Genomic DNA, 23827 nt, shown 5'->3' on the forward strand with positions numbered 1-23827 from the left:
GGGAAGGACTCACATGGCGGAAGCGACCGGCGTGGTCGGACTGGTTCGACGAGGCGGCGCGTTCCTCGTTGTCGGAGGAGTCGCCTTCCTGGTCGATGCGGTGACTTTTAACCTCTTGACCTTCGGCTTCGCCTTGTCGGGTCAAGGACCTCTGTACGATCTCCCGCTGGTGTCCAAGTCGATCGCCATCGTTCTCGCAACGGTCGTCACATACGTCGGAAATCGCTACTGGACTTTCAGTGCGCGGCACCTCGAGCGTCGCTTCTCGCGCTACGCGCTGTTCGTCCTGCTCAACGTCGTCGCCATCGGCATCCAACTCGGTTGTCTCGCGTTCTCGCGGTACGTTCTGGGACTTGAGGGAGTGGTGGCCGACAACATCTCGGGGACGCTGGTCGGCCAGGCCCTTGCGACGGTATTCCGCTTCGTCACCTACGACAAGTGGGTGTTCCCCGATGAGACGCCGGAGGTTGAAGGCGTTCCCCATCGGGCGGCGCAATCAGCGGGCTAAAGTTCCGATCGCCGCATCCAGCAACACTTGCGCTCGCGCGTCGAACGAATCCTCCATGCGCACGCGCCGGGACACCGCGTCGAGCTTCTCGTAGGACGGGAAAAGATCGTCAAGATCGCCGCGTAGCATACCGATCAGCTCGCTCGTAGAGTCGTAGGTGCGCACAGCCCCGCCGAAGTGCTCCTGTAGACCCTCGACTGTGTCGCTGATGACACGGCCTCCCGCGGCAACGACGTCATAGGCTCGGTTCGAGATGAACCCCTCTTTCTGCATCGCGGGCCAGTGATCGTTGAGCACGACCGCGGCGCTCTCGTATCGAGCGGGCAGGTCGGAATGCGAGATGCCGGATGCCCGGATGAACCGGCCAGGGATGAACCGCCGCCAGTCCGGACCGTAGACGGTGACGTCGACGCCTGCTTCGATGGGCGCGACGACGGATGGTCGCGCTATTCCTCTGGCTGTCCCGACGAAGACGATGTCCTTGCCTCGTGGAATCCCTTGGGGGCGGAACAGGACAGCATCGGTGCATTGAAGGAGTGGCGTGATCGAGTGTCCGAGTCGGGCCCCCGCTCGCGCGGCCCACGGGATGGATGCCGCGAAAATACGGTCATACTTCGAAAGCTCGTCGGAAGTGATCTCGTCTGGATGGCTGATGATCCACAGTAGCGAGCGGCCATGGGCGGGAGGGTCTATGCGACGCGGGCCCCGGAGGACGAGCGACACATCGTCGATGGCGGAGGTCGCGCGGTTCCGCGCGGCGAAGGCGTCGATGACGACCTCCTGCCCTAGCCTTCGAAGCGCCTCTGCGAGGCCATTGGCGAAGTGCGTGTCGCCCCAGGCCAACCCCTCATGTCCGGCAGGGGCCGCGATCTTGATAGCCCACCGCAGGCAGGCTACCGAAGTGCCGTCCGCGAGACGCGCTTGGCGGGGCGGTCTGGTGAGGACCGGACCCTCGTCGCTCCAGCCCGCGAACCGGAGCGAGGATGCGGCAAGGACTTCACTGATATCCGAGTCGCCTCCGACACCTATCGGCGCGAGGAGGCCTTCTGCCGACACCGCCGATGCCGTGAGGAGAGTGCGATATGGCGCAACCGTCTCTTCTCTTGGGAAGGCGCGAGTCACGGCGCCGGGGCCGGCCACCTCGATCGTCTCGCCCAGCGCCCTGGCATCCTCAGCAGGATAGCCGGTGAGCAGATGGGCGGCTCGGTCTCCATATGTCACGACGCCTGCGGAGGCCACGATGCCGTCGTCGGTCAGCAGGAGAGGTGATACGGGCCCGTCCTGCCCTAAGCGAGCGAGCGCGAAGATGGAGGAAGCGTCGATGCGCTCGCCAGCACCACGCACAACGACGACCTCGGTGTCGGGGGTAGCGTCGGCGACTTTGGCAGCCCACTCGACCGCGTCCGCCACTACTTGTCGGACGACCTGGACCTTCGGACTCCAGAGCTCGAGCAGTGACGCCTGCACCCAGGTGTCCGGTTGCACCCACCTGCCGGAGCCGGGAGTGACAGCCAGCGTCGTCGAGCATTCCAGCGCGTCGGTCACCTCGGCGGCTACGCCGAGAGCCTCGTCGGAGAACGCCTCGTCAGAAGCGACGACCACCGCCAGATGGACCGCTGCTCGCTCTTGTCGTAGCAGCTCCGGTCGGGGGATCGCTGCACTCGGGTCGGAACGAGCAGCGCGGGCGGCGACGACAGCCCGCGCATGAACGACGGTCCACGGCAAGGCGCTTGCGCGAGGGCCGATACCCATCTCGAACTGGCCAGAAACGCGGGCTGACCGCCAAGCGTGACCCAGCGGCCCCGCTGGGTCATCCGCGGCGTCCGGATGGCGATCGTCGTAGGCCGCCGCATCCCAGTTAGGACTGACCTGCATGCGCCCACGGGCGTTCACAAGGTATGCGTAAAGCGCCGGAACCCGATCACGCTCGGGCAGTTGACGCGCGATCGTCCGCTCGCATGCAAGCGGATTGAGTGTCATTCCCTCTGCGTGGCCCCCACGCACATATGCGCGGACCGCCCGCCTGGAGCTGACTGCCGTTCCCAGCTGAGCCGCGACGAACTCGTCGTCGACGATGTCCGCGCGTCGGATGACGCGGGCCCACCATGCGCGATCGGCAGTCCTTACGATGGGCCCGACAACCGGCCACGAACGGGCGCGCCGCCACTGCTCTCGGGCGGCCCTCAGCATGAGCCCCAGTATATTTGTGAATGTCCCTGCCCCGCTCGGGCGTGATGCGCTCACCACGAAAGGATGCCGTGGCGGAAGTCCCCGCTCGTGTCGGAATCGTCGTCCGAACGAAGAACCGGCCATGGTTTCTCAGCCGCGCGCTCACTGACATCTCGGGGCAGTCGTACGACCTGTGGTCGATATGCATCGTCAACGACGGCGGCGACGCAAGAGAGGTGGACAGTCTGATTGCGGGCGTCGCACCGCTGGTTCGTGACCGCGTGAGCGTTATTCACAATCCGCGGACCCGCGGCCGCGCGGCCGCGGCCAACACGGGTATCACGGCGCTCGAGACCGAATTCGTCGTGCTGCACGACGACGATGATCTTTGGCATCCGAGGTTCTTGCAGGAGACGGTCGAGTGGCTCGATGCGCACCAGCGCGACTCGGGTGTTGTCGTGCGCACGGACATCGTGTATGAAAAGCGACAGGCGAGCGGCTACGTCGAGGTCGGACGAGAGCCGATGTGGCCGGGACTTTCGGAGATCCGGTACAGCGATCTCCTCCGCATCAATAGAGCCGTTCCCATCTCCCATCTGTACCGTCGCTCGCTCCACGACGACATCGGCGGGTATCGCGAGGACCTAGACGTGGTGGAGGACTGGGAGTTCAATCTCCGGGCCACGCTGCACCATCACATCGGCTTCATCGATGGTGAACCACTTGCGTTCTGGATGCAGCGGGCGGGTGTGTCCGGCGATCAAGGCAACAGCGTTGTGGCTCTTCTCGGAGAGCACAGTCGTTTCGACGCGTTGGTGCGTGACGAGGCTCTCCGGGCTTGGGTCGCCGACAACGGGCCGGGGTTGCCGCTCTTCTTGACGAGGTACATCCAGGACGAGGTCGCCCGCCAGCTCGACCTGCGACGCACCCTGGGGCAACGGCTTGCCGAAGCCGTCCGTCAATGGCGGCGCGCGCGCCGGATGCAATGACCGGCGCGATGGCCGACAAATCGTTCGGCACCACCGTCCAGCGCCTTGTGCGCATCGACGGCGATAAACCGACAGGACTCGGGATCCTCGCGGACGAAGCCGACGGGGTCACCCTCGTTCGATCAGGACGACGCGCCTCCTTCGGTTCGTACTTCAATGCTTTCCCGGCTGCTTACTGGAACCGCTTCACCGACGCGACGGCGGTGCGGCTGCTGGTGACCGTTGCGGGTTCGGGGGTTCTGGAGGTCAAAGTGTCCGACGCGGAAGGAGTCGCGCGGACCTTCGCGAGGATGCCCATCACTGATGCCCAGGCCTCCGTCGACCTTCCGCTGGACTCTTTCGACGATGGAGGCATGGCCTGGTTCGATGTTGTCGCGGGACGAGATGATGTGCTCGTGCTGGACGCTGAGTGGCGCGTTCTCGGTCTGCAAAGCGACGTGGCGGCGCCCTCTGTCGGGATCGCGATTGCAACCTACAACCGTCCCATCGCTTGCATCGTTCAGCTGCGCGCGGTCGCGGCCCAGATCGCTGACGGCGCTGCCGTTTCCCGCGTCGTCGTCGTCGATCAAGGCGAGAAGCGCCTCGAGGACGCGGAGGGGTTCGCGGAGGTTTCCGCAGCGCTGGGCGAGCGGCTTGCCGTCATCCAGCAGGAGAATTTGGGTGGCTCCGGGGGCTTTACCCGCGGAATCATGGAAATCCTGGAGTCGGATTGTGATCTGATCCTGCTCCTCGACGACGACGCTGAGCCGGGACCCGAAGCCATCCATCGCGCGGCCACGTTCGCGGGGGCAGCCACCCAGCCGGTGATCGTGGGTGGCGGGATGCTTCACCTCGACCGCCCTGCCACGCTGTACACGCAGGGGGAGCTCTGGATGCCGGCGCGGTCGTGGATGACCACGGCGTCACCAGACGGCTACGACGTCGACCTTCAGCGCGGCGTAATGGACGTTCCAGGGATGCACCGGATGGTGGAGGCGGATTACACGGGGTGGTGGTTCTGCCTGTTCCCCCGCGAAGTGGTTTCCCGCGTCGGCCTCCCGCTACCTCTCTTCCTCAAGTTCGACGACGCCGAGTTCGGGCTGCGTGCGCGCGCCGCCGGCATCCCGACGATCGGATTGCCCGGCGTCGCGGGGTGGCACGAGGGGTGGGCATCGAAAGACCCCACGCGCACGTGGGAGGGGTTCTTCATCCTCCGCAACCAGATCATCACCGGTTTGCTTCATTCCCATCAGCGCCGTGGCGGCGTTCTTCCTCTCCGCATACTCCTCGGCGACATCCAGCTTCTGCTACGCCTCCAGTACGCGGCCGTCCGCCTCCGTCACGAAGCGATCCGTGACACGTTCCGGGGACCGGACAATCTGCCACGAAGCATCCGCACCGCCCAGGCCACGGTCCGGGCGCTTCAGTCCACCTATCCGGACGGCCGGGTGGTCGTGGGGGATGACCTCGCGGCAAGCCCGACGCGTTCGCTCGCGCAGCCAACCGGCGCTTTCTCGAAAACGGCATGGTTGGTGTCGGAGTTGGGGCGCCACCTGTTGATTGAAGCTCGTTCCGACAGCCGGCGCCGCGCTGAGGACCGTATTCCACTGCGCGAGTCCAAGTGGTGGAGATTCCGTGGACTGGACTCTGCTTTGGTCGAGTCCCCGAACGCCGCCGGTTGGACTTTCGCTCAACGGGATCGACGGCGCACACTCGAGTCTCTGCGCAAGAGCATCTGCTTGACGTGGAGACTGAGCCGGGATTGGCCGAAACTATCGCGCGAGTATCGCGAGGCCACAGTGCATTTGTCTAGCCCTGCCTCTTGGCAGGCCCTGCTGGGAATCGACGAGGAAGCTCCTCGCTAGACTGTTCCCAGAGCCTGTGCCGTTCCCACCCGCTGTGGCGCCGGCCGCCCGGAAATCGGCTGAGCAGAAAGCATCTCCATGGATCTTCTCGTCGTCGGTTCCGGGTTCTTCGGTCTGACCATTGCTGAACGCGCGGCCGCGTCCGGTCGGCGCGTTACGGTGATCGACCGCCGTACGCACATCGGCGGGAACGCCTATAGCGAAGATGAGCCAGAGACCGGGATCGAGGTCCACCGCTACGGGGCCCACTTGTTCCATACCTCAAACCCCGGCGTGTGGAACTACGTGAACCGCTTCACGACCTTCACCAGCTACGTGCACCGCGTCTACACCAATCGCCGGGGCGTGGTCTATCCGCTACCCATCAACCTGGGCACCATCAATCAGTTCTTCAGCGCTGCCTACTCGCCGGCAGAGGCGCGTGCGCTTGTCCACGAGCAGGCTGGTGAGCTCGATGTGAATGATGCCGAGAACCTCGAGGAGAAGGCGATCGCGCTCATTGGTCGCCCGCTGTACGAGGCATTCATCCGGGACTACACCGGGAAGCAGTGGCAGACCGATCCGAAGGCCCTTCCGGCCGATGTGATCAGCAGACTTCCCGTTCGCTATACATACGACAATCGCTATTTCAGTGACACGTGGGAAGGGCTGCCTACAGACGGCTATACGGCGTGGCTGGAGCGAATGGCCGATCATCCGAACATCGAAGTGAAGCTCGGCATCGACTTCTTCGACGACGGTCAGCCGCTGAACCGCACCGCGACGGTCGGCCACGTTCCGATTGTCTACACCGGACCTGTCGATCGCTACTTCGACTACTCCGAGGGGGCACTGTCATGGCGCACGATCGACCTCGAGCAGGAGGTCTTGCCCATCGGCGACTTCCAAGGCACGTCGGTGATGAATTACGCCGATGCCGAGGTTCCTTATACGCGGATTCATGAGTTCCGACATTTCCACCCAGAGCGTGCCGACCGGTATCCGAGCGACAAGACCGTGATAATGCGTGAGTACTCCCGCTTCGCACGTCAGGATGACGAGCCTTACTACCCGGTCAACACTCCACGTGATCGAGAGGTGCTCCTCGCTTACCGTGGACTGGCCAAGGGTGAGAAAAATGTCTACTTCGGGGGTCGCCTCGGCACCTACAAATACCTCGACATGCATATGGCCATCGGCGCGGCACTGTCGATGTGGGCTAATCAGATCGCCTGATTGCCCGATCGTAGACTCATCATCGTGACCACAGCGACCGTCGGTGCCCCCGGGTCCCCGAGGCGTTACCTCCACTCGTTGTGGCTGCTCTCTGCACGCGACCTCCGGGTTCGCTACGCCACAAGTGCGCTCGGCTACCTCTGGTCGGTGCTCGATCCGCTGGTGATGAGCCTCATCTACTGGTTCGTCTTCACGCAGGTGTTCCAGCGCACCGTCGGGCACGAGCCGTACATCGTCTTCCTCATCACGGCTCTGCTGCCATGGGTGTGGTTCAACGCGGCGGTGTCGGACTTCACACGTGCGTTCAACAAAGACGCCCGCCTGGTCCGGTCGACGGCGATCCCGCGATCAATCTGGGTCAACCGCATCGTGCTCAGCAAGGGCGTCGAGTTCCTCTGCTCGCTTCCGGTGCTGGTCGGATTCGTCATCGTCGCCGCCTTCACCAGCAGTACGCCGGTCTCCCTGAACTGGGGCCTCCTTCTCTTCCCGGTCGCGATCCTGCTGCAGACGATGCTCCTCGTCGGCCTGGGGCTGATCGTCTCGCCTCTGTGCGTGCTCTACTCCGACCTCGAGCGCACGACCAAGCTCATCCTCCGCGTGCTTTTCTACGCCTCGCCGATTATCTACTCCGTCTCCGACCTGCCGGGGATCTTCCCCCAGCTCGCCGCCTTCAACCCGCTGTCGGGCATCTTCACGCTGTACCGCGTCGGCTTCTTCCCCGACGTGTGGGACACCCTTTCGGTGGTCGTCGGGGTCACGATGAGCGTCGGCATCCTCGCGCTGGGGCACTTCGTGTTCCGCCGGCTCGAGCGACCCGTGTTGAAGGAGCTGTGATGCCGAACGCGATCGAGGTGGCCGATCTCGGGGTCCGGTTCCGGCGGAACCGCCGCGGGCGGCGCAGCTTCAAAGACCTGTTCGCCGGCTCGAACCGGCGCTCGAGGCCCGGCGAGTTCTGGGCGCTTCGCGACGTGAGCTTCACCGTCGCACCTGGCGAGTCGATCGGTGTCGTGGGACGGAACGGCCAGGGCAAGTCCACGCTGCTCAAACTCGTCGCCGGCGTGCTCCTGCCCGATGAGGGTTCGGTGCGGGTCAACGGGGGAGTTGCCCCGCTGATCGAGATCACCGGCGGATTCGTCGGCGACCTGACCGTCCGCGAGAACGTGCGTCTGACCTCGGGATTGCACGGGATGCCGCGGGCCGAGGTCTCGCGCCGATTCGACAGCATCATCGACTTCGCCGAGCTCGACGACTTCGTCGATACTCCATACAAGCACCTGAGCAATGGGATGAAGGTGCGCCTGGCCTTCAGCGTCGTCTCACAGCTCGAGGAGCCGATCCTGCTCGTCGACGAGGTGCTCGCCGTCGGCGACAAGGCTTTCCGCGAGAAGTGCTACACACGGATCGACGAGCTGCTGGCCGACGGACGGACCCTCTTCTTCGTCTCGCACAGCGAGCGGGATCTTCGCCGCTTCTGCCAGCGGGGGCTCTATCTCGACAAGGGGCGGCTGTCGATGGACGCGTCGATCCACGAGGTGCTCGACCGGTACAACGCCGACTACAACGGCGGGTGAGGCGGTTCGACTCGCTCCGCTCGGTCAACGACCGGGCGGGCGTTCTCGCTTCGCTCGCTCAACGACAGAGTGGGCGCTGCGATCCTCAGCGGGTGGGGGCCGACAGCGGCGGCATCGGCGACCAGGAGCGGTCGTTGGCGATCTTCCGGCCGTCGCGAAGGCCGCGGAACAGGTGCGAGGTGCCGCGCACCGTGCGCTCCACGAAGAGCAGCCGGATCAGCTCCTTGCCGAACGTGAGCGCGGTGCCGAGACCGAACAGGACCGGGCTGTAGACCCCGAGCGAGCGGTAGTAGCGCTTGATGTGCGACCGGTTCCGCATGATGTAGTACCGGTAGGCGTTGCTCGAGGCGTTCATGTGGCGGATGCCCATGTCCCACTGCTTGATCTCGCGCGTGCGACGCAGGACGAACTCGTCCACGATCACGGAGGTGGTGACGCGCGACGCCAGCCAGCCGTACATCTGGTCGTCCCAGTAGATGAAGAACCGGGGGTCGGGGAGGCCGATCTCGGTGACGATGTCGCGGTGGATGAACATCCCCTCGAAGCATCCCGAGTTCATCTCTTTGAACCCGGAGGCGTCGAAGCTCGCTGGGGCGAAGGGGATCGGGATGGCGAGGGGCTCGGCGATCCGGTACTGCCAGTAGAACTCGCTGCCGTCGTAGTCGTAACGGCGGCCCTGGATGCTCTTGAAGCGGGGCGCCCACTTGCCCATCTTCGCCAGACCGTCGGGGATGACCTCGACGTCGTCGTCCATGAGCCAGATCCAGGTCGAGCCGAGGTCGTAGGCGACCCGCATGCCCTCGCTGAAGCCGCCCGAGCCGCCGGTGTTCGTGTTCATCCGGCGATAGACGAGCTCGGTGCCCAGGCGCTCGCGGAACGACTCCACGACGACACCGGTGTCGTCGGTCGACGCGTTGTCGACGACCACGATGTGGCCGGGCTTGGGGTCCATCCGCTCGATGCTCTCCAGGAGCCGGGAGAGCAGGCCCGAACGGTTGAAGGTCACGATGGCGATGGTCGCCGTCGCCGGGGAGAACTGTTCAGTCACGGTCTGTTCCGGGCGTGCGTCGGCGAGTGTCATGGCGCGAGGATTCTAACAGCGGCGCATCCGAACTCCGGGTGAACGCCCCGTTACCGCGGCACGTCGAAGACGGGCAGCCCCGGGCCGACATCGTCGGGGGCGTCCAGGCGCTCGCGCCAGGAGCGGGAGTGGCCCGCGCGCACGGCGCACAGGACGAGCACGAGCCATCCGATCCCGAACAGGGTGAAGCTCTCGAACAGCGAGTCGATCAGCAGCGCCACGAGGATGAGCGGCGTCCAGGCGTAGATGACCGACCGGCGCTCGCTGGCGTCGAGCCACGCGCGCACGAGGGCGGTGGCGCAGAACGCCAGGAACAGCAGGAGCCCCACCCACCCGATCTGCAGCAGCACGTCGAGATACGCGTTGAGCCCCGTGGCGTGGTTCGTCCCCGTCAGGCCGTTCAGCGCGTTGAAGGGCCACTCGTCGTCATCCCACGGGCCGTACCAGCCCTGCCCCTGCACCGGGCGGAAGCGCATGAGATCGACCATCCGGTTCCACAGTTCGACCCGGATGGAGAAATCGGTGCCGGCGCCGAGGAAGGTGACGATCGGCTGCCGCGCGACGTATCCGACGCCGATCCCGATCACCACCAGCGCGCCGAGTGCCCACTGCACCGCCCCGCGGCGGGCGGGCGGGGTGTGGCGGACGAGCGCGAGGGCGGCGGTGGCGAGCCCCACTCCGACGGCCAGGACGAGCACGGTGGGGGAGTCGCTGAGCGCGGCCAGGGTTCCGGCGAGGATGACGGAGTACAGCGACATCCCGGGCCTCACCGACTGCGTGCGGTACTCGATGAGGAAGGTGATGAGGGCGAGCACGGCGACGAAGCCGAGCACGTTGCGGGTGCCGAAGACGCCCTGGATGGGGCCGAGCTGGGCGATGTTCCCCTGGATGCCGAGAAATCGGAAGGGGGTGTCCAGAAGGATGCCGCTGAGGATCTCCACTCCCAGTGACACCGTCAGCAGCACGCGGAGCACGTCGCCGAGCGCTCGGGCGGTCTGCAGGGTGTCGCGCACGTGCCCGAGGGTGACGGCGAGGAACGCGATGGCGACGAAGGACAGCCACCCCCAGAACGACCCGGTGGGGTCGGAGCTCCAGAAGATGCTGACGAACGCCCACCCCGCCAAGAGGACCAGGGTCGTCGGCACGAGCCGCAGCAGCGAGATCTCGCCGCGACGGACGAAGAGCATCGCGCCGCCGAGCAGGCAGAGCACCGCGAGGATCGTGACGTAGGTGACGCGTCCGGTCATCCGCTCGATGAGGAAACCGGAGAACACCGCGCCGAGGACGCACAGCGAGTACGCGCGGGCGAACGCGGCCGATTCGAGGAGATGCGACGCCCACCCGCGGTGCGGCACGCCCGCCTCCGCTGCGGTCACGGTGCCGGCTTCACGTCGGTCTTCGATGCCACGGTGCCGGGTGAAGCGGTGCCCGGCGAAGCGGTGCCCGGCGAGTCGGCGCCGGGTGAGGCGGCGCCGGATGCCGGATCGCTCGGCGCGGAGTCCGTCACCGCGCTGGTGACCGCCCTTGAGGGCGTGGCGACCCGTCCCCGCGGCCGCGGGGTGTCGGTGCGGAGGGTGTCGATCATCAGCTCACCGCGCTCGATGGCGAGGGACTGCTCGGTCGGACCGACCCCGACGTGCGGGGTCTGCTTGATCTTGCCGCCGAGCATGACGAGGAACATCCAGCCCCACATCAGCAGCGGTGTGGATTCGGCGACCCCCTGGACGAGGAGGATGGCGCCGACGAGGGTCGGCAGCAGCGTGAGGGGGGAGTAGGGGCGGTCGGCGCGGAGGTCCCACCGCGGCCGGTCGACGGCGAAGAACCACGCCCGCCAGATGAAGGCCAATAGGGCCGCGGCGAAGATGACGACGCCGATGATGCCGAGCTGCAGGTAGACGTCGAGCCACATGTTGTGCGCCTGCATGACGGTCTCGCCGTGATCGACGATCCATCGGTCGAACTGCGGCTCGGACGGCAGCCAGGGCGTGGCGAAACCCCACCCGACGACGGGACGCTCGTTCGCCCGCTCGAGCACCGCCTGCCAGATGCCCTGGCGTCCGGTGAGGTCGCTCTCTCGCCCGACGGCACGGAACAGCGCATCCCGGAACACCCACAGCGACACCGCGCCGCCCATCGCGATGACGGCGTAGGCGATGTACCAGCGCGTGCGCTCGCCGGGCCGCCGGGTGCGGCGCATGAGCTGCACCGTGATGAGCACGACCAGGGCGAGCGCGCCGGCGAGGAACGCCGTGGCAGAGGCCGCCCGCACGTAGAGGAACGCGGCCAGCGCGATCCAGCCGATGAGCAGCACCCGGCGCGGAGCGCGGACGGCGAAGCGGATGGCGAAGACGATGATGCCGAGGAGCGCCACGGGGCCGAGAAGATTGGCGTTCCCCATGAGGCCCTGCAGGCGCCCGCCGTCGAACAGATTGTCGCGCGACCAGTAGACGATGGGGTCGTAGTCCACACCCGGGTCGGGGAGGACGAAGCCGGGCAGAAGCGGCCCCTGCACGAAGAGCGACACCGCCAGCTCGAACAGCAGCGACAGCCCGAGGACCCACTTCAGCGCCGAGGCGACGGCACGGATGATCTCGCGCCACGTCAGCATCGCCGCTACGAAGAGTCCCTGCAGGGTCGTGAGCGCGAGCAGGAGCCAGGTGAGGACGGATGTGCCGAGCCAGGCCGACCACGTCAGCGACAGCGCCGCCCAGGCCACGTAGCCGAGGGCGATCCACGGGAGTCGTCGCCACTGGAAGGGCGGACGGATGACCACCCAGGCGATCACCGACACCACGCCGGCGGAGATCATCAGCACCCCGGCCCCGGCGTCGCCGAGCGCGTTGACCCAGCCGACACTTGCGAGCATCGAGGCGAGCACGAAGATGCACCAGGCGCGAAGGAGCAGGTGCCCTGTCTTCTCGCGCACGGGCGGGCCGGGGTGTGCCGCGACCGGATGCTTCGTGTGGACGGCCATGGTGCATTCAGGCTACCGGCGGCCGGGCTCCTAGGCTGGACCCATGCTGGTGCCGATCGCGAACGACCCCCGTGACTACGCCTGGGGATCGACCACCCTGCTGGCCGAGCTCGAAGGTCGCGAGCCCTCGGGCCGCCCTGAAGCGGAGGTGTGGTTCGGAGACCACCCGGGGTCGCCGGCGCGGGTCGTCGGCGGCCGGTCGCTGGATGAGTGGCTGGCCGACGAGGGCCGCGCGGTCGGCGCCCCGGCCAGGCTTCCGTACCTGCTGAAGCTGCTGGCCGCGGCATCCGCGCTCTCGATCCAAGCCCACCCGACGATCGCGCAGGCGGAGGACGGGTTCGCGCGGGAGGATCAGGCGGGCATTCCCGTGGACGCCGCGCACCGCACCTACCGCGACGTGAACCACAAGCCCGAGCTCATCGTCGCCGTCTCCGACGAGTTCGTCGCGATGGCGGGGCTCCGCGACGTCGCGGCCACCCGGCGGCTGCTGGCGGCGCTCGGCGAAGCCGCCGCTCCGCTGGAGGCGGCGCTGGCGGCATCCGATCCCGAGGCGGGTCTGCGCGCGGGGCTGAGCTGGGCTCTCTCGGCCGCCACGCCGGACGATCTGGCCGCCCTGCTCACGGCGGTGTCGTCGGCGCGCTCGGAGGAGTTCGCCGCGGAGCTCGCCAACGCCCGGCAGCTGATCGCCGATCACCCCGGCGACCCGGGCGTCGTCGTGGCGCTGCTGATGAACCTCGTCACCCTCCGCCGCGGAGAGGGGCTGTTCGTCGACGCCGGTGTGCTCCACGCCTACGTGCGAGGGCTCGGCGTGGAGATCATGGCCGCGAGCGACAACGTGCTGCGCGGAGGGCTGACACCCAAGCACATCGACGTCGACGAACTACTCGCCATCGTCGACACCACCCCGGGTCCGGCGCGCGTGGTGCGCCCCCGACCCGACGGCCCCGGCATCGGTCGCTATGACGTGCCGGTCGGCGACTTCGCGCTGACCGCGGCGGAGGTGCGGGGGAGCGCGGTGGAGGTGCCGCTGTCCGGCACCGCGGTCGTCGTGGCCACCGAGGGAGATGTCACCGTCGCCGGCGGCAGCGGTGACGCGGTACCTCTCCGGCCCGGCCGGGCGGTTCTCGTCGCCCCCGACGAGCCCGCGATCGTGCTGCACGGCACCGGTCGCGTGTTCCTCGCCGAACCCGGTCGGTGAGAGTTCTCTCATCTGCGCCGGAATCACCGGGGGCGTGATCGAACCGCGACACGCCGACGGCGCGTCGTGAAGATTCACCCGCCGGTTGAGGGTTTACGATCTGCGACTTGACCGCGGGGAACTACACGGGTGTAATTACTCGTACACGCAGCAGGGCGTGGGTGACAGGTGGGAGAACGAGATGGCGGCGCAATACCGTTCCGGCGTTCCCGACAATTGGTTCGTCGATCCTGTTCAGCTGGGGGTCCCGGGCGTTCGTCGCCCCGTCGTCGAAGACGAAGAGACCCAGCTCGGCTGGCAGACCGACGCACTGTGCTCGCAGACCGATCCGGAGGCGTTCTTCCCCGAGAAGGGCGGCTCGACCCGTGATGCCAAGCGCATCTGCTCCTCGTGCGACGTGCGCACCGAGTGCCTGGAGTACGCGCTGCAGAACGACGAACGGTTCGGCATCTGGGGCGGGTTGAGCGAGCGGGAGCGCCGCAAGCTCAAGCGGCGGGCCGGCTGACGACGACAACGAGGGGATGCTACGGCGTCCCCTTCGTCGTCTGCGCGGCGCGTGCGACCGGGCCCGCCGGCTTCGCCGCCTAGGCTGACCAGGTCATGCCCGCGAGAGTCCACGCCTTTCTCGTCGTGCGCCCCGACGGGCGGACGACGGCCGCCCCCCACCTGCGTCGCACGCTGGCGGCGCTGCGGCAGCAGTCCCGCCCCGTTGACGCGCTGACGATCGTGCTGTGCGGCGAGAGCGCCGGCCTGTCCGAGATCGCGGCGGCCTCCGGTGCCGAGTCGGTCATCACCGCCCCGGCGTCCACCGGGTTCGCGGCCGCCACGGCGCTGGCCTCCCACCGGCTCGACGGCGATGCGGTCTGGCTTCTCGCACAGGACACCGCGCCCGAGCCCGAGGCGCTCCGGCAGCTCGTCGGCGCGCTGGAGCTCGCGCCGTCGGTGGCGTTCGTGGCTCCGAAGCTCGTGCGGTGGGATGACCGCAGCGAGATCGTCTCGCTCGGTGTCACGCTGACCCGGCTCGGTCGGACGGTGGGGCTGGCGGACGGCGAACTCGATCAGGGCCAGCACGATGCCCGGCAGGATGTGCTCGGCGCGGATGTGCGCGGCCTCCTCGTCCGCGCCGACGCATGGCGCGAACTCGGGGGCCTGGACCCTGGGCTCAGTGGAGCCGACGAAGGTCTCGACCTCGGCATCCGCGCCCGCCTCGCCGGCTCCCGGGTCTCGATCGTCCCGTCGGCGCTCGTCGCCACCGAGGGCGACGGCGTCGCCGGCCTTCCCGCACCGACCACGGCGCGCCGACGTCGGCGGCGCGCCTTCGCCACCCGCGCCGCCGAACTGCATCGCCGGCTCGTCTACGCCCACCCCGCGGCGGTCTTCGCCCTCTGGCTGACGATCCTCCCGATCGCGGTGTGGCGGACCGCCGCCCACCTGGTCACCAAGCAGCCCGAACGCGTGCTCCCCGAATGGTGGGCGACCGTGGTCGCACTCGTCCGCATCCCCCCTGTCGTGCGGGCCCGCCGCCGCATCCGTCGCACCCGCCGGGCGCCGTGGCTGCAGTTGGCCGCCCTCCGCATCTCGCAGAGCGAGCTCAGGGAGCGCCTCGACGACGCGGCCGACGCCGAGGCGGCCACTGACTCGGGTGTCTATGTGCGCCCTGACCTGCATTTCTTCACCGGCGGCGGCGCATGGCTGGTGCTCGGTGCTCTGGTTCTCTCGGTCGCAGCCTTCACCGCGCTCCTGGCCTGGCCTGTGATGGGCGGCGGTGGCCTGCTGCCGCTTCGCTCGACGCTGACCGAACTCTGGCAAGACGCGTCCTTCGGTCGGCGCCAGCTCGGTCTCGACGTCGTCGGACCCGCCGACCCGTTCGCCACGATCCTCGCGATCATCGGGAGCCTGTGGCCGGGAGATCCCTCGCGGGCCCTGGTGCTGCTGTGGGTTCTCGCCCTCCCGCTGGCTGCCGCAGGCGGCTGGTTCGCCGCCACACGGGTCACCGAGCGCGCGGGGCTCCGGCTGCTCGGCGGCGCGCTGTGGACGCTCTCCCCGGCGTTCCTGGCCGCCCTCACCGACGGGCGGCCGGCGGCCGTCATCCTTCATCTCCTTCTGCCGTGGCTCTTCTACGCCGGCGCCGTCGCGCATCGCTCGTGGGCAGCGGCGGGGGTCGCCTCCCTGCTTCTCGCAGCCGTGATCGCCTGCGCGCCGTCGCTGGCCCCGGCGTTCATCGCCCTGTGGGTGCTGGCGCTGCTGCTGGCCATCGTCGCGCGTTCCGGTCGCGGGACCGCGCAGCTGGTCTGGACGCTCGTTCCGACGGTGATCATGGCCGCACCACTGGTCTGGTGGCAGGGGATGGCGGGTCAGTGGTGGGCTCTCGTAGCCGACCCGGGCCTACCGTGGCCCGGCCCGCAGGTCGGTGCCGACGTGGTCGGAAGGAGCCTCCTCATCGCCGGACTGCCCTCGCCCGATGCCGGCGGATGGGCGACGATGCTCGAGGGGGTCTGGGTGTGGTGGGTGCCCCTCCTGGTCGCCCCGCTCGCCGTCCTCGCGCTCCTGGCCCCGCTCACACCGCGCTGGGCCACCGGGATCAGCCTGCTCGTCATCACCGCGCTCGGCATCGTCACCGCCTTCGTCGCGGTGGGGATCTCGGTCTCGGTCGTGCACGGGCAGAGCGTGCCGCTGTGGCCGGGGCCCGGACTGAGCCTGGCGTGGATCGGCCTCGTCGGCGGGTCACTCGTCGCCCTGGACGCCGGTTTCGCTCCGCGGATGCGCACCGCACGGGTCGCCGTCGCCGTCACCGCGGGACTGGCCATCGCCGTGCTCGCCGTCCCTCAGCTCACCGCCCTCACGCGGGGTGCGTCGGAGCTCACCAACGGACCCGACAGCACGCTCCCCGCCTTCATCGCCGCCGAGGGGGGCGACGACCCCGATATCGGAACTCTCGTGCTCACCCCGCAGAACGCCGGCGGGGTCGCCGCGGCGGTGGTGTGGGGCGAGAGTGAGACGCTCAGCGGGCAAAGCACCCTGGCGGCCACGCGAGCCACCCCCACGACCGCCGATGCGACCGTCGCGGCCCTGGCCGTGGACCTCGTCTCCACGACCGGTGAGGGGGCGGTCGCCGAGCTCGCCGGTCGCGGGATCGGCTTCGTCGTGCTCGCGCCGGCTGCCATCCCCGAGTCCGACGCCGCCCGTGCGTTCCGACTGGACGCCGTCCTCGCCCTCGACCAGCGGAGCGGGCTGGACAACGCCGGTGCCACCCCGAAGGGCGAGCTGTGGCGCGTGACCGGCGATGTCGCCGAGCGACCGGGTCTGCCGGCGTCCGCCGCCGACCTCTCACGCCTCATCCTGTGGGCGAACCTCGCCGTGCTCGCGATCGCGCTCCTGCTCGCCGTCCCGACGCGGGCGTCGCGGCGCGCGGCGCGGCGCACACCCCGCATCGTCGGCTTCGGCACGAGCGGCCCGGGCCCGTTGGAGGAGCGATGAGCGATCGCCGCAGGTTCCGCTGGGCCGCCACGAGCGCCCGGATGCTGGCGGGCACGCTCGCCGCGACCGGATTCGTCGTCGGTATCGTGACCCTGTCGGCCGTGCCGTGGCCGACGGTCGACCGCGCGCCGCTGGCGCTCTCGGTCACCCCCGAGCCCGACACCGTCACCCTCGCATGCCCCGGCGGCCTGATCTCCCTCGGCCGCACCGCCGAGGATGCGCTGGGACTGAGTCAAGCGGCCGTCGCCACGGTGACCAGCGGAGTGACCGGCGGCGGGGGACCGGATGCCGGTGCCGCCGAGCCTCGCGTCCTCGAGACCGAGGTGCCCGACGCGGTCGGACCCGAGGCGTTCACGGCGGAGCCGGCGAACCGCGAGGCCGCGGCTCTCGCCGCCGCAGGAGCGGCGACGGTGTCGGACCCCGACCTCTCCGGGTTCGCCGCATCGGCGTGTCGTCCGCCGCTCACGGAATCGTGGCTGGTCGGCGGGTCGGGAACGACCGGCGCGGCCGACCTCGTCATCCTCACCAACCCCGGCTCGGTCCCCGCGACCGTGCAGCTGACCCTGTTCGGCGCGTCAGGGGAGCAGCAGCCCGCCGGCGGCGCCGACATCGTGGTGCGGGCGGGGGCGCAGCGTGTCGTGCCCCTCGCGGGTCTGCTCCTGGGAGAGCAGAGCCCGGTCATCCGGGTCACCGCCACCGGGTCCCCCATCCAGGCCTCGCTCCAGACCAGCGTGACGCGTACCCTGCAGGCGGCCGGAATCGATCAGATCGGCCCGATCGTGGCGCCCTCGTCCGAGCAGGTCATCGCCGGCGTCGCCGTGCCCGCCGCGACGGAGGGTGAGGGCGCCGATGAGGGCGCCGAGACCATCGTGCGCGTCATGGCGCCCGCCGCCGACGATGCCGGCCCGATCTCGGCGACGGTCACCGTCACCGATGCCGCGACCGGGGCGAGCATCGGGGCGCCCGTCGTCGTGCCGCTCGAGCCCGGTGTGCCGCTCGAAGCGGAGCTGACCGGTCTCACCGAGGGCGAGTACGTGGTGCGCGTCGAGGCGAACGCCCCGGTGGTGGCCGCCGCCTGGCACACGAGCGGGTTCTCGCAGGGGAGCGACTTCGCCTGGTTCACCCCGGGTCCGGCCCTCGGCGCCACGGCTCTCGTGGCGGCGCCCGCGGGCCCCGTGCCCGTGCTCACGCTCGTCAACACCGGCGAGGAGACGGCGAGTGCCTCCGTCTGGACGTTGGAGGGCGCCGTCATCCAGACCGTCGATCTGCCCGCCGGCGAGTCGGCCGTCGTGCCGCTCGAGCCCCGTACGGTCGCGGTCATCGAGACCTCGGGAGGCGTGATCCACGCGGGGCTGTCGCTGTCGGGCGACAATGCGCTCGCCGGCTACCCGGTGTGGCCGTCGGACGCGGCAGCGCCGCCGACGGTCGTCTACCCCTGAGGTGGGCTCGGCGGGAGACGCTCAGAGGAAGCGGAAGCGCTCCGGACCCAGGTCCCACGGGTCGCGGTCGAGGTATTCGGCGGCGGCGCGGAACACGCAGCTCTCGATCATCATGCGTCGATGCAGATCGTCGTTGCGGTGCAGGTGACCGAGGCGCTCGATGGGGATGCGGTAGAGGATGATGCGCTTGCGGTCGCGGGAGACGACCCAGCGGGGGATGCCGTCGGCGTCGGTCGCGGGAGGCATGTCGGCCATCTCGAAGCTCACTTCGCGCAGCTCGGGCCAGGCGGAGCGGAGGAATTCGGCCACCGAGCCCACGGCGAGGTCGAACCGCTCGACCCGGGTGTCCAGCGGCGGAAGCGGTGGCCGGACCACGGGGCTGCGACCCTCGCGGCCATGTCGTCCGTGCCGGTCGGGGCGGGAGTACGCCTGCGCGCTCCGTGCTCGACGCCAGGCCATGCGTTCATCCTACGGCGCGGCATCCGCTCGGTGTCTGAAGTCGTGACTAGCGTGAGGGGCGATGCGCGACAGACTCTGCTCCAAGGTCGGCTGCGCCCGTGAGGCGACGTCGACACTGACCTTCGATTACGGCGACCAGATGGCGGCCCTCGGGCCGCTCGGGCGCACCGGCGATCCCCACGCGCACGACCTCTGCGCGATCCACACCGAGCGGATGTCGGTGCCGAAGGGCTGGGTCGTCGTCCGGCACGAGACGCTGCGCGTCTGACGGGTCGGCCCGCACCGCCGCCTCCGGCGGGCGCCGCCGGAGGGCCACGCACGTCGGTCCCGCGCAGGGCCATGGGAGAATGGGGCAATGGCCACTCCCACCGTCGCCGCCGCGCCCGCGGCATCCGATTCCGCCGACGCCACTGTCGACGCCCGCTCGATCGAGTACTCCGTCGCCGACCTGTCGCTCGCCCCGGCGGGGCGCCACCAGATCCGCCTCGCCGAGAACGAGATGCCCGGTCTCATGGCGCTGCGGGAGGAATTCGGTCCGTCTCAGCCGCTGAGCGGCGCCCGCATCGCCGGGTCGCTGCACATGACCGTGCAGACCGCAGTGCTGATCGAGACCCTCGTCGCCCTCGGCGCCCAGGTGCGGTGGGCCAGCTGCAACATCTTCTCCACCCAAGACGAAGCCGCCGCCGCGGTCGTCGTCGGGCCGAACGGCACGATCGACAGCCCCGCGGGGGTACCCGTGTTCGCCTGGAAGGGCGAGACGCTGAAGGAGTACTGGGCGTGCACCGACCGCATCTTCGACTGGTCGGCCGAGGGGTTCGCGGGTCCGAACCTCATCCTCGACGACGGCGGTGACGCCACGCTTCTCGTCCACAAGGGCGTCGAGTTCGAGAGGGCCGGCGCTGTGCCCGAGCCGGAGGGGCCGGCGTCGGCGGAGTACCGGATCGTCCTCGAGACGCTCCGTCGCAGCCTCGACCGCGACCCGCAGCGGTTCACCCGGATGGCCGCCGACCTCATCGGCGTCACCGAGGAGACGACCACGGGTGTGCACCGCCTCTACGAGCTCGCCGCCGCCGGCACGCTCCTCTTCCCCGCGATCAACGTCAACGACTCGGTGACGAAGTCGAAGTTCGACAACGTCTACGGCATCCGCCACTCGCTGCCGGATGGCCTGAACCGCGCGACCGATGTGCTCATCGGCGGCAAGGTCGCCTTCGTCGCCGGATACGGCGATGTGGGCAAGGGCGCCGCTGAGGCGCTGCGTGGCCAGGGAGCCCGCGTGATCGTCGGGGAGATCGACCCGATCTGCGCGCTGCAGGCCGCGATGGACGGCTTCCAGGTGGCGCGCCTGGAGTCTGTGCTCGGCCAGGTCGACCTCGTCGTGACCGGAACCGGCAACACCGGCGTCGTCACCGTCGAGCACCTGCTGGGGCTCAAGCACTTGGCGATCGTGGCGAACGTCGGCCACTTCGACGACGAGATCGACATGGCGGGCCTGGAGTCGCTCGCGGGCGCGGAGCGCGTGGAGATCAAGCCGCAGGTGCACGAGTGGCGTCTGCCGAACGGGCGGAGCGTCCTCGTCCTCAGCGAAGGGCGCCTGATGAACCTGGGCAACGCCACGGGGCATCCGTCCTTCGTCATGAGCGCGTCGTTCACCAACCAGGTGCTCGCCCAGCTGGAGCTGTACACCCGCCCTGAGAAATACCCGACGGGCGTGTACGTGCTCCCCAAGGCGCTGGACGAGAAGGTCGCACGCCTGCACCTTCCTGCGCTGGGCGTCGAGCTCACCGAGCTCTCACCCGCGCAGGCGGCCTACATCGGCGTGCCGGTCAAGGGTCCGTACAAGCTGGATCACTACCGGTACTGAGTCGGCACCGCCGCGCCGGCGCCGGCGGCGCTGCGCGGCTGAGCGGATCGAGTGAGCGGACCGGGTGAGCGGATGTCGCGGGTTCGCTCTGCGCGGATGACGCGGGTCACCGCTGGGGGAACCCGCGCGGTGCCGCGGTCTCACCCGCGGTGAGGGAGGCCACTCGTCGCGCCTCCAGCACGAGCGCGCGGTACTCGCGGTCGCGGCGGATGCTCGCCACCGCCCGCAGAAGCGTCTCGGGGTCGGTGGGTGGCAGCGGCGAGACGTGCACGGCCACCTCGTTCGCCAGCGACATCGCCACGCGTGCGCGGGCGGCGGGCTCGAGGTTCGCGGCGTTGCGGACGAACTGCGCGATGCGTCGCGTGAGCGGGTCGGGCAGCCGCGCGACATCCGCGATCGTCGCCCAGCCCTCGAGCGCGGGCGGCATGCCGGGCGCAGGCGCGGGCAGGCGCGGCGTGCGGGTGCGCTCGGCATAGGTGCCGGCCAGCAGATCGCCGAGCCGCTGCGAGCGCGGGGTGAAGGCGCCCACGATGGCAGCGAGGGCCCCGACGGTGAACCAGATCTCAAGGACGCCGACGAGGGCGCGGATGAACGCCTGCCTGAATCCGGAGGCGCCGCCGTCGCTTCGGACGATGCGCCCGCCGACGACGAGCTTTCCGACGCTGCGGCCGCGGGTGGCGGTCTCCACCACCGTGGGGAGGACGACGAGCACGAGCACGATGACCGCGATGGTGAGGATCGGGGTCACCACCGGGTCGAGGACGCCGGAGGCGGTGAGCCACCCGGCGGCGATCGCGAACAGGATGAGGATCGCGGCGCCGATGAGGACGTCGATCAGCGTGCCGAGGGCTCGGAGGAAGAAGCCGATCGGCTGCACGTCGAGGGCGACGGCCTCGCCGGTGAGGATCTCGTCCTGGTCGATCTCGACGATCTGCGGGCGGGTCGCCGCGCTGTTTCGCGGATCGGTCCCGGCGCGCGGAGAGGACGTGGTCGCCGAGCCGTCGGAGGGCATGACTACAGTGAAACACATGGACCTCGACGCCCTCACCGCTGCGCGGCGGGAGGAGTGGGCGCGACTGGACGAACTCAGCAGGCGCCGTCGCCTGACCGGGGCGGAGGTCGACGAGCTCGTCGACCGGTACCGCGCGGCGTCGGCGGATCTCGCCGAGATCAAGACGACGGCCGGGCGAACACCCGAGGGCGACCACGTCTCGACGATCCTCGCCCGGGCGCGGCTGCGGCTGACCGGTGGGCGGGAGAACCCGCTCCGACAGATCCCCCGGTTCTTCCTCCTGCAGCTGCCCGCAGCGCTGTACCGGCTGCGCTGGACGACGCTCGTGATCGCACTGTCCTTCATCGCCGTCGGCGCGGTCGTGGCGTTCTGGATCTCCTCCGACCCGGCGCTCGTGGCGACGCTCGGGCCGCAGGCGCAGCTGGAGTACTACGCCGAGGAGCAGTTCACCTCGTACTACAGCGAGAACCCCGCCGCCGCCTTCGCCGGGACGGTCTGGACCAACAACGCCTGGATCGCGGCCCAGTGCGTCATGTTCGGGATCACCGGGATCTGGCCCGTGATGGTCCTGGTGCAGAACGCCGTCGCCGTCGGCACAGCCGCAGCGATCATGCTCGCGTTCGACCGCGGCGACGTCTTCATCCTGTTCATCCTTCCGCACGGGCTGCTCGAGCTGACCTGCATCTTCGTCGCCGGCGCGGCGGGACTCCACATCTTCTGGGCGTGGGTGGCGCCCGGCCGTCGGCCGCGAGCCGAGGCGCTCGCCGCCGCGGGGCGCTCGCTCGCGACGGTGGCGATCGGCCTCGTCATCGCCCTGGCCGTCGCCGGCGTCATCGAGGGCTTCGTCACGGCGCAACCCTGGCCGTGGCCGGTGAAGATCGGCATCGGTGCGCTCGCGCTCGGCGCGTTCCTGGCCTACATGCTCGTCGTCGGCCGCCGCGCCGAGCGGCTCGGAGAGACCGGTGACATGACCGAGTTTGAAACCGGCACGCCCACGCTCGTCGCCGGCTGAGCCCCTCGCCGCGGGGCGCAGCGCGGCGAAGGTGGCGCAGATGTTGGCCTTGGGCGACTGGAGGTCGCCATGTGCGCCACTTCCTTGTCGGGCGGGGGCGCGAAGGTGGCGCAGATGGTGGCTTTGCGCCTCTGCAGGTCGCCATGTGCGCCACTTCCTTGTCGGGCGGGGCGGCGAAGGTGGCGCAGATGGTGGCCTTGGGCGACTGGAGGTCGCCATGTGCGTCACTTCGGTGGGAGCGGATGCGACCGTGTGGCGAGATTGGTCGCGTGGCGGGGCGCGGGGCGACCATCTGTGCCACCCCGATGGCGTCGAGCTGATCGAGGTGGCGAAAGTGGTCGTGGTGGGGGTGCGGGGGCGACCATTTGTGCCACCCCGATTCAGCACGGGCGAACGAGGTGGTTCCTTGGCCGAAAGGGGAGGGAGCCGCCGCGCGTTGTTTTGAGTCAGTCAAAAGAACGTACTAGGGTGGAGGAGTGACTTCGCCCGCCGCACCGACCTCCGCCGACGCGCTCCGCGCGGCGGGTCTGCGGGTCACCGATTCGCGGCGGGCGGTGCTCGACGCACTCACCGAGGCACCGCACTCCAGCGCCGACGAACTGTACCGCCGCGTCGCCGCGCACGCCCCGCAGACGAACCTGCAGTCGGTGTACAACGCCCTCGCCGACTTCGTTGCGGCGGGTCTCGCGCGGCGGATCGAACCGGCCGGCCACCCGGGCCTCTACGAACGCCGCGTCGCCGACAATCATCATCACCTCGTCTGCACATCGTGCGGCGCGGTCGCCGACGTCGACTGCGTCGTCGGCGAGGCGCCCTGCCTGCACCCGTCGGCGGCCGCCGGCTTCGCCGTGACATCGGCCGAGGTCACCTTCTGGGGCCTGTGCGCGGCCTGCGCCGCCGCTGTCGAACCCTCGTCTCCCACCACCCCGCCGACGCAGTTCTGACGCGTCGCCGCTTCGCGCCCCCGAGGGGGTGCGCGGCCGCGCGGTGCCCAGTCCACCCCTCAGGAAGGAAA

At 69.2% G+C, this 23827-nt stretch carries 20 protein-coding genes; 14 read left to right on the top strand and 6 right to left on the bottom strand.

The annotated features are described in order from the left end of the window. Window positions 1–13 precede the first annotated feature (13 nt). Complete coding sequence (locus tag HDC37_RS03295; RefSeq protein ID WP_179558929.1) at window positions 14–508, top strand: GtrA family protein; 495 nt, start codon at window positions 14–16, stop codon at window positions 506–508. On the opposite strand, the gene HDC37_RS16900 is transcribed toward HDC37_RS03295, so the two are convergent. Then, window positions 497–1648, bottom strand: coding sequence for a glycosyltransferase (locus HDC37_RS16900; RefSeq protein WP_218869273.1), 1152 nt, complete (start codon window positions 1646–1648; stop codon window positions 497–499). The genes HDC37_RS03295 and HDC37_RS16900 overlap by 12 nt on opposite strands. A 1070-nt stretch (window positions 1649–2718) precedes the next feature. On the opposite strand from HDC37_RS16900, the gene HDC37_RS03305 reads away from it, so the two are divergent. The 5 genes from HDC37_RS03305 to HDC37_RS03325 all read left to right on the top strand — a co-directional run bounded on the left by HDC37_RS03305 (window position 2719) and on the right by HDC37_RS03325 (window position 8296). After that, window positions 2719–3666 carry a glycosyltransferase gene (locus HDC37_RS03305; protein WP_179558931.1) on the top strand — a complete coding sequence of 316 codons (948 nt, stop codon included), beginning with the start codon at window positions 2719–2721 and terminating at the stop codon, window positions 3664–3666. Further along, entirely contained in the window at window positions 3639–5510 is a 1872-nt protein-coding gene (locus tag HDC37_RS03310) for a glycosyltransferase (protein ID WP_179558932.1), read from the top strand. Before HDC37_RS03305 ends, HDC37_RS03310 begins: the two co-directional genes overlap by 28 nt. A 78-nt stretch (window positions 5511–5588) precedes the next feature. Then, window positions 5589–6725, top strand: a complete 1137-nt coding sequence (gene glf, locus HDC37_RS03315) for a UDP-galactopyranose mutase (RefSeq protein ID WP_179558933.1) — start codon at window positions 5589–5591, stop codon at window positions 6723–6725. Between the two features lie 24 nt (window positions 6726–6749). Continuing rightward, window positions 6750–7559: an ABC transporter permease gene (locus HDC37_RS03320; protein WP_179558934.1), complete on the top strand. Its 810-nt coding sequence runs from the start codon at window positions 6750–6752 to the stop codon at window positions 7557–7559. Continuing rightward, window positions 7559–8296: an ABC transporter ATP-binding protein gene (locus tag HDC37_RS03325; RefSeq protein WP_179558935.1), complete on the top strand. Its 738-nt coding sequence runs from the start codon at window positions 7559–7561 to the stop codon at window positions 8294–8296. Before HDC37_RS03320 ends, HDC37_RS03325 begins: the two co-directional genes overlap by 1 nt. A gap of 85 nt (window positions 8297–8381) precedes the next feature. Here the strand turns inward: HDC37_RS03325 and HDC37_RS03330 are convergent, their stop codons facing one another. Genes HDC37_RS03330 through HDC37_RS03340 form a run of 3 tightly spaced genes read right to left on the bottom strand, consistent with a single transcriptional unit; the run spans window position 8382 to window position 12351 of the window. Then, window positions 8382–9377: a glycosyltransferase gene (locus HDC37_RS03330; RefSeq protein WP_179558936.1), complete on the bottom strand. Its 996-nt coding sequence runs from the start codon at window positions 9375–9377 to the stop codon at window positions 8382–8384. Between the two features lie 50 nt (window positions 9378–9427). Continuing rightward, window positions 9428–10753, bottom strand: a complete 1326-nt coding sequence (locus HDC37_RS03335; RefSeq protein ID WP_308472067.1) for an O-antigen ligase family protein — start codon at window positions 10751–10753, stop codon at window positions 9428–9430. Next, window positions 10750–12351 (bottom strand): O-antigen ligase, encoded by a 1602-nt coding sequence (locus HDC37_RS03340; protein WP_179558937.1) that lies wholly within the window; start codon window positions 12349–12351, stop codon window positions 10750–10752. The genes HDC37_RS03335 and HDC37_RS03340 overlap by 4 nt, the downstream gene beginning before the upstream one ends. Before the next feature lie 43 nt (window positions 12352–12394). Here HDC37_RS03340 and manA point away from each other — a divergent pair, with 43 nt between their 5' ends. The 4 genes from manA to HDC37_RS03360 all read left to right on the top strand — a co-directional run bounded on the left by manA (window position 12395) and on the right by HDC37_RS03360 (window position 18465). Next, window positions 12395–13549: a mannose-6-phosphate isomerase, class I gene (gene manA / locus HDC37_RS03345; RefSeq protein WP_179558938.1), complete on the top strand. Its 1155-nt coding sequence runs from the start codon at window positions 12395–12397 to the stop codon at window positions 13547–13549. A 181-nt stretch (window positions 13550–13730) separates the two neighbouring features. After that, window positions 13731–14054: a WhiB family transcriptional regulator gene (locus HDC37_RS03350; RefSeq protein WP_124294400.1), complete on the top strand. Its 324-nt coding sequence runs from the start codon at window positions 13731–13733 to the stop codon at window positions 14052–14054. Window positions 14055–14149: 95 nt separating this feature from the next. Next, complete coding sequence (locus HDC37_RS03355; RefSeq protein ID WP_179558939.1) at window positions 14150–17026, top strand: glycosyltransferase; 2877 nt, start codon at window positions 14150–14152, stop codon at window positions 17024–17026. Beyond that, window positions 17023–18465, top strand: a complete 1443-nt coding sequence (locus HDC37_RS03360) for a DUF5719 family protein (RefSeq protein WP_179558940.1) — start codon at window positions 17023–17025, stop codon at window positions 18463–18465. The genes HDC37_RS03355 and HDC37_RS03360 overlap by 4 nt, the downstream gene beginning before the upstream one ends. A 21-nt stretch (window positions 18466–18486) precedes the next feature. On the opposite strand, the gene HDC37_RS03365 is transcribed toward HDC37_RS03360, so the two are convergent. Next, window positions 18487–18924: a metallopeptidase family protein gene (locus HDC37_RS03365; RefSeq protein ID WP_179558941.1), complete on the bottom strand. Its 438-nt coding sequence runs from the start codon at window positions 18922–18924 to the stop codon at window positions 18487–18489. Window positions 18925–18985: 61 nt separating this feature from the next. On the opposite strand from HDC37_RS03365, the gene HDC37_RS03370 reads away from it, so the two are divergent. Both HDC37_RS03370 and ahcY read left to right on the top strand, forming a co-directional pair. Beyond that, entirely contained in the window at window positions 18986–19192 is a 207-nt protein-coding gene (locus HDC37_RS03370; protein ID WP_124292740.1) for a DUF3499 family protein, read from the top strand. An 87-nt stretch (window positions 19193–19279) separates the two neighbouring features. Then, window positions 19280–20788 carry an adenosylhomocysteinase gene (ahcY, locus tag HDC37_RS03375; RefSeq protein ID WP_179558942.1) on the top strand — a complete coding sequence of 503 codons (1509 nt, stop codon included), beginning with the start codon at window positions 19280–19282 and terminating at the stop codon, window positions 20786–20788. A 106-nt stretch (window positions 20789–20894) separates the two neighbouring features. On the opposite strand, the gene HDC37_RS03380 is transcribed toward ahcY, so the two are convergent. Then, window positions 20895–21800 carry an RDD family protein gene (locus tag HDC37_RS03380; RefSeq protein ID WP_179558943.1) on the bottom strand — a complete coding sequence of 302 codons (906 nt, stop codon included), beginning with the start codon at window positions 21798–21800 and terminating at the stop codon, window positions 20895–20897. Between the two features lie 16 nt (window positions 21801–21816). Here HDC37_RS03380 and HDC37_RS03385 point away from each other — a divergent pair, with 16 nt between their 5' ends. After that, complete coding sequence (locus HDC37_RS03385; protein WP_179558944.1) at window positions 21817–22812, top strand: stage II sporulation protein M; 996 nt, start codon at window positions 21817–21819, stop codon at window positions 22810–22812. A 476-nt stretch (window positions 22813–23288) separates the two neighbouring features. After that, entirely contained in the window at window positions 23289–23756 is a 468-nt protein-coding gene (locus HDC37_RS03390) for a Fur family transcriptional regulator (protein WP_179558945.1), read from the top strand. The last annotated feature ends 71 nt before the right edge of the window (window positions 23757–23827 follow it).

The sequence above is a fragment of the Microbacterium sp. AK009 genome (assembly GCF_013410955.1).
GTDB lineage: Bacteria > Actinomycetota > Actinomycetes > Actinomycetales > Microbacteriaceae > Microbacterium.

Excerpts from the sequence above, each read along its gene's own strand:
- HDC37_RS03370 (WP_124292740.1), top strand. The coding sequence starts at position 18,986 with ATGCGCGACAGACTCTGCTCCAAGGTCGGCTGCGCCCGTGAGGCGACG.
- manA (WP_179558938.1), top strand. The coding sequence starts at position 12,395 with ATGCTGGTGCCGATCGCGAACGACCCCCGTGACTACGCCTGGGGATCG.
- HDC37_RS03340 (WP_179558937.1), bottom strand. The coding sequence starts at position 12,351 with ATGGCCGTCCACACGAAGCATCCGGTCGCGGCACACCCCGGCCCGCCC.
- glf (WP_179558933.1), top strand. The coding sequence starts at position 5,589 with ATGGATCTTCTCGTCGTCGGTTCCGGGTTCTTCGGTCTGACCATTGCT.
- ahcY (WP_179558942.1), top strand. The coding sequence starts at position 19,280 with ATGGCCACTCCCACCGTCGCCGCCGCGCCCGCGGCATCCGATTCCGCC.
- HDC37_RS03385 (WP_179558944.1), top strand. The coding sequence starts at position 21,817 with ATGGACCTCGACGCCCTCACCGCTGCGCGGCGGGAGGAGTGGGCGCGA.
- HDC37_RS03325 (WP_179558935.1), top strand. The coding sequence starts at position 7,559 with ATGCCGAACGCGATCGAGGTGGCCGATCTCGGGGTCCGGTTCCGGCGG.
- HDC37_RS03380 (WP_179558943.1), bottom strand. The coding sequence starts at position 21,800 with ATGCCCTCCGACGGCTCGGCGACCACGTCCTCTCCGCGCGCCGGGACC.
- HDC37_RS03310 (WP_179558932.1), top strand. The coding sequence starts at position 3,639 with ATGGCGGCGCGCGCGCCGGATGCAATGACCGGCGCGATGGCCGACAAA.
- HDC37_RS03305 (WP_179558931.1), top strand. The coding sequence starts at position 2,719 with ATGTCCCTGCCCCGCTCGGGCGTGATGCGCTCACCACGAAAGGATGCC.
- HDC37_RS03365 (WP_179558941.1), bottom strand. The coding sequence starts at position 18,924 with ATGGCCTGGCGTCGAGCACGGAGCGCGCAGGCGTACTCCCGCCCCGAC.
- HDC37_RS03295 (WP_179558929.1), top strand. The coding sequence starts at position 14 with ATGGCGGAAGCGACCGGCGTGGTCGGACTGGTTCGACGAGGCGGCGCG.
- HDC37_RS03360 (WP_179558940.1), top strand. The coding sequence starts at position 17,023 with ATGAGCGATCGCCGCAGGTTCCGCTGGGCCGCCACGAGCGCCCGGATG.
- HDC37_RS03330 (WP_179558936.1), bottom strand. The coding sequence starts at position 9,377 with ATGACACTCGCCGACGCACGCCCGGAACAGACCGTGACTGAACAGTTC.
- HDC37_RS03350 (WP_124294400.1), top strand. The coding sequence starts at position 13,731 with ATGGCGGCGCAATACCGTTCCGGCGTTCCCGACAATTGGTTCGTCGAT.
- HDC37_RS03355 (WP_179558939.1), top strand. The coding sequence starts at position 14,150 with ATGCCCGCGAGAGTCCACGCCTTTCTCGTCGTGCGCCCCGACGGGCGG.